The following is an 8,885-nucleotide window of genomic DNA, read 5'->3' on the forward strand; positions in this document are numbered from 1 at the left end:
CGGCCGGACCGCGTACCGACTCAGGCGGCGGCGGAGGTCCGCACCAGGGTGCGGATCTGGCGCAGCAGCACGGACAGGGCGGCGAGATCCGCCCGCGACTCGTCGAACTCCCCCATCGCCCGGCGGGCGCGGTGGATCGACGTGGCGTTCGACTGCTCCCACTGCTGCACCCGCTCGTGCGGCGGCAGCTCGTCCGGAGTGGAGTCGAGCACCTCGGCGGTGAGCGCGGCCAACGCGGCGTACAGGTCGTAGCGCAGCGCCATCCGGGCGAGGGTCTGCCAGCGGTCCTCCCGGGGCAGCAGGGAGATCTTCGACAGCAGCGAGTCCACCCGGAACAGGTCGGAGAGCACGAAGTAGACCGAGGCCACCTCCCCGACGTCCCGTCCGCTGCGGGTCGCGGTCTCCACCACGTCCAGCAGGCCGAAGCTGTACATCAGGCGGGTCGCCCGCTCGGCCAGCTCGCGGGGCAGCCCACGCTCGGTCATCGAGTCGATGTGCGCCGCGATGGCCTGCCGCTCGCCGCCGTAGAACAGCTCCTCCAGCCCCGGCAGCAGCCGGGCCACCCCGTCGCGCAGCCGGGCGATCTCGGTGGGCACGTCGATCGGCGAGCGCCGGTTGGTGACCAGCCAGCGCACGGCGCGGTCGAGCAGCCGACGGGTGTCCAGGTAGACGCTGGTCTGCAACTCCGGCGAGACCTTGTTGTCCAGCGCCTCCACCGCGTCCCAGAGGTCACGCAGCCCGAACACGTCGCGGACCACCACGTACGCCCGGATCACGTCCGCGGCGCTGGCGGCGGTCTCCTCGACCACCCGGAAGACGAATGAGATACCGCCCCGGTTGATCGCCTCGTTGACCAGCACGGTGGTCACGATGTCGCGGCGCAGCCGGTGCCGGCCCATCCGGTCGGCGAACCGCTCCCGCATCGGCGTCGGGAAGTAGTTGACCAGGACGTCGGACGTCCACTCCTCGTCGGCCAACCCGTCGGTGAGGATCTCCCGCTCAAGGACGATCTTCACGTACGCGAGCAGCACGGCGAACTCCGGCGCGCTCAGGCCGGACTCGCTCCGGACCGCCAGCTCCTCGTCCGGCGGCAGCGCCTCCAGCGACCGGTCCAACGCGCCGGACCGCTCCAGCTCGTTGATCATCCGTCGGTGCACCGGGAGCAGCGACGCCGCCTGGGCCTGGGCGTTGTTGATCGCCCGAGCCTGGTCGTAGTTGTCCCGCAGCACCAGCTCGGCGACCTCGTCGGTCATCCCGGCCAGCAGTTCGTCCCGCTCGGCGGTGGTCAGCTCGCCGTCGGCCACCGCGGTGTTCAGCAGGATCTTGATGTTCACCTCGTGGTCGGAGGTGTCCACACCGGCCGCGTTGTCGATGAAGTCGGTGTAGATCCGACCGCCGGTCAACGCGTACTCGATCCGGCCGAGCTGGGTCCAGCCCAGGTTGCCGCCCTCGCCCGCCACCCGGCAGCGCAGGTTGCGCCCGTCCACCCGGATCGCGTCGTTGGACTTGTCGCCCACCTCGGCGTTGGTCTGGGTGGAGGCCTTGACGTACGTGCCGATGCCGCCGTTCCAGAACAGGTCCACCGGAGCGGTGACGATCGCCTTCATCAGCTCCTGCGGCGACATCTGCGTGACGTCGTCGTCGAGGCCGATCGCCGCCCGGACCTGCGGCGTGATCGGAATCGACTTCGCGGTACGCGGGAAGATGCCACCCCCGGCCGAGATCAGCTCCGGGTTGTAGTCCTCCCAGGAGGAGCGGGGCAGGTCGAACAGCCGCCGCCGCTCCGCGTACGAGGTGGCGGCGTCCGGGTCCGGGTCCAGGAAGATGTGCCGGTGGTCGAACGCGGCCACCAACCGGATGTGCTCGGAGAGCAGCATCCCGTTGCCGAACACGTCGCCGGACATGTCGCCGACGCCCACCACCGTGAAGTCCTGGGTCTGGGTGTCCAGGCCCAGCTCCCGGAAGTGCCGCTTCACGGACTCCCAGGCGCCCCGGGCGGTGATGCCCATCTTCTTGTGGTCGTACCCGGCCGAACCGCCGGAGGCGAAGGCGTCGCCCATCCAGAAGTTGTGCGCCAGCGAGATCTCGTTGGCGATGTCGGAGAACGTCGCGGTGCCCTTGTCCGCCGCGACCACCAGGTACGGGTCGTCGCCGTCGTGCCGGACCACGTCGTCCGGCGGCACGATCTGCCCGCTGACGATGTTGTCGGTGACGTCCAGCATCGCGCCGACGAACTCCTGGTAGCAGGCGACCGCCTCGTCCCGGTCCCCCGGCTTCTGCTTCAGCACGAAGCCGCCCTTGGCGCCCACCGGCACGATCACCGTGTTCTTCACCATCTGCGCCTTGACCAGGCCCAGCACCTCGGTCCGGAAGTCCTCCCGACGGTCGGACCAGCGCAACCCGCCCCGGGCCACCGGCCCGAACCGCAGGTGCACGCCCTCGAACCGGGGCGAGTACACGAAGATCTCGAACTTCGGCCGGGGCGCCGGCAGGTCCGGGATGGCCTGCGGGTCCAGCTTGAACGCCACGTACGCCTTCGGCCGCCCGCCGACCGGCTTCTGGTAGAAGCTGGTGCGCAGGGTCGCCTCGATCAACGTCAGGTACGAGCGCAGGATCCGGTCCTGGTCGAGGCTGGCCACGTCGTCCAGTCCGCCCCGGATCGTCTCCACCAGCTCGCCGCTGCGCTGCTGCCGCTGCTCGGCGCTCAGCTCACCCGGCGCGAACCGGGTCTCGAACAGCTCCACCAACAGGGTGGCGAGCTTCGGGTACGCGATGAAGGTCTGCTCCATGTAGTCCTGCGAGAAGACCGTGCCGGCCTGCCGCAGGTACTTCGCGTACGCCCGCAGCACCACCACCTGTCGCCAGGTCAGTCCGGCACGCAGCACCAGTTCGTTGAACCGGTCCACCTCGGCCTCGCCGCGCCAGGCCGCCGCGAACGCGTTCTCCACGTGCGGGCGGACCTCGGCCAACTCGTGGTGCCCCTCGGGCAGCATCAGGCCGAAGTCGTACAGGTAGACCCGACCGTCGATCCGGTCCACCTCGTACGGGTGCTCGTCGACCACCCGTACGCCGAGCGAGTGCAGCACGGGCAGCACCGCGGAGAGCATCATCGGTTCGCCGTACCGGTAGACCTTGAACCGCACGTTCATCTCGTCGGCCAGGTCGGCGCCCGGCACCCGGGTCCCCGGACGGGGCGCGAGCTGCTTGCGGAACAGGTGCATCTCGAGCTGGCCGGGCTCCTCCAGCAGCTCCAGCTTGGCCAGGTCCTTCATCGCCTCGTACGGCGTGTGCCCGTCCTTGTAGCCCTCCGGGAACGCGTCGGCGTACCGGGCGAACAGGTGCTTGGCCTGCTCGTCGCCGAGCTTGCGCTCCAGCACCAGCCGGTAGTCGTCGTCCCAGAGCCGGGTCGCGTCGGCCAACTCCTCGGCCAGCAGGTCGGCGTCGATCTCGCCGGGCGGCCGGGTCGGGTCGGTACGGACGATGAAGTGGATCCGGGCGAGCATCGACTCGGTGACCCGGGTGGTGTAGTCCACCCCGACACCGTTCAGCTCGCGCAACAGGATGTCCTGCATGCGCAGCCGGTTCTGCGTGGTGAACCGGTCCCGGGGCAGGTAGATGAGGCAGGAGATGAACCGCCCGTACGCGTCCCGGCGCAGGAACACCCGCAGCTGCCGGCGGCCCGCCATCCGCAGCACGCCGATCACCGCGTGGTACAGGTCGTCGGTCTTGATCTGGAACAGCTCGTCGCGCGGGTAGGTCTCCAGGATCTGGAGCAGGTCCTTGCCGGAGTGGCTGCGCCGGCTGAGGCCGGAACGGTCGAGCACCTCGGCGACCTTGCGGCGCACCACCGGCAGCTCCCGGACGCTGGTCCGGTACGCGGCGGTGGAGAACAGACCCAGGAACCGCCGCTCACCGACGACCTCGCCGGCCTCGTCGAAGATCTTGAAGCCGATGTAGTCCAGGTACGCCGAACGGTGCACGGTGGCCCGCGAGTTGGCCTTGGTGATGATGAGCAGGCGCTTCTCCAGCACCTTCTCGTGCGCCTCGGGGTTCATCGACGACAACGACCGGGCGTCCGGGGAGTCCGAACGCAGGATGCCCAGCCCGGTGCCGAGCACCGCTTCGAGGGCCTTGCCGTCCACCGGGTCCGCGGTGCTCCCGTCGGGGGCGTCGACCAGGCGGTACTCGCGGTAGCCGAGGAACGTGAAGTGGTCGTGCGCGAGCCAGCGCAGCAGCTCCACCGAGTCGGTGATGTCCTTCTCCGGCACGGGTGGGCGGTTGTCGGAGGTACGCGCCGAGGCCAGCTCGTCGGCGAGCGCGAGGGCCCGCTGACGCATCTTCGGCCAGTCCTCCACGGCCTCCCGTACGTCGGTGAGCACCCGTTGCAGCTCGCGGCGCAACCGGTCCCGCTCGGCCGCGTCCCGGACCGGGTCGATCTCGATCCGCATCCAGCTCTCGACGATGTCACCGGCGATCGCGTCGTCCGGCTCCACGTCCGCGGAGACCTCGGTGAGACGGCCCAACGGCTCACGCCGGACCACCACCAGCGGATGCACCAGCAGGTGGACGTCCAGGTGGTACGAGTTGAGCAGCGCGGTCACCGAGTCGACCAGGAACGGCATGTCGTCGGTGACGATCTCGACGACGGTGTGGTGCTGGTCGGCGTGGGGCTCGTGAATGCGCAGCTTCAACTCGCCCGGCACCCGCTGCTGCGCGAGGTCCCGGTGCGCCCGGGCCGCGTCGAGCATCTCCTCCGCCGTGAAGCCGACCAGCTCCTCGTCCGGGGCGAACCGCCAGAAGCGACCGACCAGGGTCGCCGCGTCGTGGTCGTCCCCGGCGAGCGCGACAGCCTGGGCCACCAGCCGCTCCGCGTTGGGTACCGGCTCGTCGAGCTCGGCGTCCTCCACGTCGTCGGTCAACGCCTCGGTCGGCAGACCCAGATCGTAGATGGTGTCGATGCTCGACCCGGTCAGCCCGGTGACGCCCGTGTCGAGCCGGCCGTAGCCGTCCCCGTCGGTCGCCGAATCGAAGCTGTCGTCATCCCGGCCGGTGTCATCCTGCCGGAGGTCGGGTTCCGGTTTGATCGCCGGACGCCGGTCCATCGGTGCCACTCCCCTCGACCCACCGCGTTGTGGGTCACTCTGCCGCCCAGCCTATGCGTGCCGCTCGCCGCCTTCGTCAGCGGACCGCTGGCCGGACGTCGGATCGGGACTCTGTCCTTTCACCCGTTGCGGGTCCGAGGTTGGCCGGTTGCGGGATACCCCGCCGCGCGATGTTCATCACACCGGCCCGGTCCGTCTTTCCGCACGTCGAGGGCTTTACGGGACGTTGGGGACAGCGTTCGCGTACTACCGTGCAGGGCAGCACGAGATCGGAAGGACCGCTTCATGACCTTGTCCTACCCCCGCCTCTCACGGCCGAACCGCGCACGGCGGGTAGCCGCGCTCACCGCCTCCCTGCTCACCGCCGGTGTGCTGGCGGCGTGCTCGGGCGACGACGGGCCGGAGAGCAGCGTCGACGCCTTCCTCGCCGGCTGGCGCAGCGGCGACCTCCAGGCGGTCGCCATGGTCGACTCGACCGGCGCGAAGATTCCGGCGGCCGAGGTGAGCAAGGAGATCAAGGAGCTGTCCGGCGAGTTGGCCGCCACCCCACCCGCCCTGAGCCGACAGGGTGAGCCGAAGATCACCAAGAACATCGCGACCACCACCGTGCGGGTGGACTGGTCGCTGCCGGGTCAGACCCACTGGACGTACGACCGGGAGCTGCGGCTGGTCCAGGGTGACGACGACCAGTGGCAGGTCATGTGGGAGCCGCGGGTGCTGCACGAGCAGCTCACCAAGGGCGACCGGCTGGGGCTGCGCCGCGACACCGGCCCCCGGGCCGGCGTGCTGGACGCGGCCGGCACCCCGATCGTGTCACCACGCCCGGTGGTGCGGGTGGGCGTGCAGCCCAGCCAGGTCACCGACATCAAGAAGCTGGTCAAGGATCTCGACGGCGCCTTCAAGGCGATCCGGCCGGCCCTGGTCCCCGGCGTCGACCTGGCCGACCTGCCCAAGCGGGTCGCCGAGGCTGATCCGGGCGCCTTCGTCGAGGTGGTGACGCTGCGCGAGGACGCGTACAAGCAGATCAAATCCCGCATCTACGACCTGCCCGGCACCAAGTTCAACTCCGACAAGATCGACCTAGCTCCGACCCGGGAGTTCGCCCGCGCGCTGCTCGGCAGCGTCGACCAGGCACAGGCCGACGACCTCGCCGCCCACCCCGACCGGTACGTCGCCGGCGACCTCGTCGGGCACGGGGGTCTCCAGGGCCGCTACGACGAGCGGTTGCGCGGCGCCCCCGGACTGACCGTCGTGGTCGAGCGGCCCGCCGAGGACGGCAAGCTGACGCCCACCGGCGCCGAGCTGTTCCACCGCGAACCGCAGCCGGGCCAGGCGCTCAAGACCACCCTGGACGTGGCCACCCAGAACGCGGCCGACGGGGCTCTGCGCGCGGAACCGCGCCGCTCCGCGCTGGTCGCGGTACGGGTCAGCGACGGCACGGTGCTCGCCGCCGCGAACGGTCCCGGCTCGGCCGGCGAGAACCTGGCCTTCACCGCACAGGTGCCGCCGGGCTCCACCTTCAAGATGGTGAGCGCGCTGGGCCTGCTGGACCGGGGCGCGGTCACCCTGGACGGCCGGGTGGAGTGCAAGAAGACCTTCACCGTCGACGGCCGTTCCTTCAAGAACTCGGACAACTTCGAGCTGGGCTCGGTGCCGTTCCGCACCGACTTCGCGAAGTCCTGCAACACGGCCTTCGCCTCGCTGGCACCGAAGCTGGGCGGCGACGGGCTGGCCGCCGCCGGCCGCTCGGTGGGGCTGGAGGGGCAGTGGGACCTCGGCGTGGACGCCTTCACCGGCAAGGTGTCCACCGGCGGCAGCCCGGCCGAGCAGGCCGCCGCGTCGTTCGGCCAGGGCACCACGCTGGTCAGCCCGCTGGCCATGGCCGGCGCCACGGCGGCCGTCGCCCGGGGCCGCTTCGAGCAGCCGAAACTGCTTGTCGACCCGGCGCCCGCCAAGCCGGCCCCGCCCGGCGAGCAGCTCAAGCCGGAGTCCGTCGCGGCGCTGCGCACGATGATGCGCGAGGTGGTCACCGCGGGTACCGCGAGCGCACTCAAGGACGTCCCGGGCGGCGAGGTGTACGGCAAGACCGGCACCGCCGAGTTCGACGACAACCCGGCCCACACGCACGCCTGGTTCGTGGGCTGGCGGGGTGACGTCGCGTTCGCCGTGTTCGTCGAGAACGGCGGCGCCAGCACCGATACGGCCGTCCCGATCGCCGAACGCTTTCTCCGCGCCCTCCCCAAAACCTGACCGACGATCACGGTCTTGATCCACTCCGTTTCACTGAAACCGGGGTGTCCATGCTGTCCGGACACCCCGGTTTCGCTGATACCGAGTCGATCACGGTGGGGGCGTTCGCGACTGGCTCAGGCGGTGTCGGCCTGGGGCCCTTCGGGTGAGTTCGGGGCCGGCGGGGAGGGACGCCGCAGACCCGGGCCGGCCGAGGCGGGCGGACCGACCGGTTCGCGTTCGACCGTGGCCGCGATCTGCGCCGCGAGGCCCGACGGCTCGGACGGGGACCGATCGCGGATCTCGGGTGGCTCGGCCTCTGCCGCGACCTCGTCGGCCACCTCACTCCTCGCCGGAATCCGGGAGGAGCCGAGGTCCTCGTCGTCGAACTCACCGATCCGGGCGGTGTCCGCGACCGTGCGCATAACGCCCTCGAAGCCGGCAGACCCCTGCACAGCCGCGGCACCATCAAGCCCGGCGGGCCCGTCGTGGCGCTCGGCACGGTCGGGCCGGGCGGCGGTCGTCCGCTCGGTGGCCCGACGCGCGCCGGGCGTGGGCCGGGGTGACAGCAGCCGCGGTGGCATCGCCTCCGGGGCGGTGACCGGGGCCAGACCGGCGACCACGGTGTTGACGATCTCGGCGGCGTACGAGCCGTCCGGGTCGTAGTCGGGGTCGAAGACGGTCAGTTCGACGCCGAGGCAGTGCGGTGTGTCGACCAGGCCGGCGAGCAGGATCTCCAGCTCGGCGAAGGCGATGCCACCCGGGTCGGGGGCGTCGACGGCCGGCATCACCGCGGGGTCGAGCACGTCGACGTCGATGTGCACCCAGTAGCCCGCGCAGTCGGCGAGCTGCTCGTGCGCCCACTGCGCCGTCCGGGCGGCGCCCTCGGCGCGCAGCGCCGGCACCGGCCGGGTGGTGATCCCGGCGGCCTGGAGGTCGAGCCGGTACTCGTCCTGTGCCCGGATGCCGAGCACCACCACGTCGATGTCGCGGAAGTAGGGTCGGCGACCCTCCAACGCGGCCAGGTCGGCCTGTCCGCGCCCGGTGACCAGGGCCAGATCCTCCCCGGCGGCCGCACCGACGTAGGAGGCGTTGCCGGGGTGCCGGAAGTCGGAGTGCCCGTCGACGAAGACCAGCCCGATCCGCCCGCCGACCGCCTCGCCGAGGCGGTGCATGGCGAGCGCGGAACCGAGCAGCACGGAACAGTCGCCACCGAGCACCACCGGGAACTCGCCCCGGTCGATGATCGAGCCGATCCGCTCGGCGAGCGCGAGCGAGTAGTCGGCGATCTCCCGGGCGTGGCACACGCCGTCGCCGGGGCGCCAGTCACCGGGGTCGTACCGGGGTGGGGTGAGGCACCCGGCGTCGCGGGCCCGCAGCCGGGCCAGCAGGTCGTGGTCGCGCAGCGCACCGGGGGCCTTGGCGCACCCCGGCACGGAGGTGGACGTCGGCGGTCGCAGGCCGAGGTTTGTCGGCGCGTCGAGGACGGCGATCCGGCGCATCATGAGCTCCCGTCCCCTGGTGGTCGGGCGGGGGGGGGCAAAAACAACGCAC

Annotated in this window: 3 protein-coding genes; 1 reads left to right on the top strand and 2 read right to left on the bottom strand. The window is 71.2% G+C overall.

Features of this window, described 5'->3' with window-relative positions:
- Positions 1-20: 20 nt before the first annotated feature.
- On the bottom strand, positions 21-5,102 hold the full coding sequence (locus AC3EN4_RS19820) for an NAD-glutamate dehydrogenase (RefSeq protein WP_435207255.1): 5,082 nt from the start codon (positions 5,100-5,102) through the stop codon (positions 21-23).
- Positions 5,103-5,387: 285 nt separating this feature from the next.
- On the opposite strand from AC3EN4_RS19820, the gene AC3EN4_RS19825 reads away from it, so the two are divergent.
- Positions 5,388-7,352, top strand: a complete 1,965-nt coding sequence (locus AC3EN4_RS19825; RefSeq protein WP_435207256.1) for a penicillin-binding transpeptidase domain-containing protein — start codon at positions 5,388-5,390, stop codon at positions 7,350-7,352.
- 116 nt (positions 7,353-7,468) lie between these two features.
- Here the strand turns inward: AC3EN4_RS19825 and AC3EN4_RS19830 are convergent, their stop codons facing one another.
- Complete coding sequence (locus tag AC3EN4_RS19830) at positions 7,469-8,836, bottom strand: arginase family protein (RefSeq protein WP_435207265.1); 1,368 nt, start codon at positions 8,834-8,836, stop codon at positions 7,469-7,471.
- Positions 8,837-8,885: the final 49 nt, after the last annotated feature.

The organism is Micromonospora sp. bgisy143 (genome assembly GCF_057708145.1).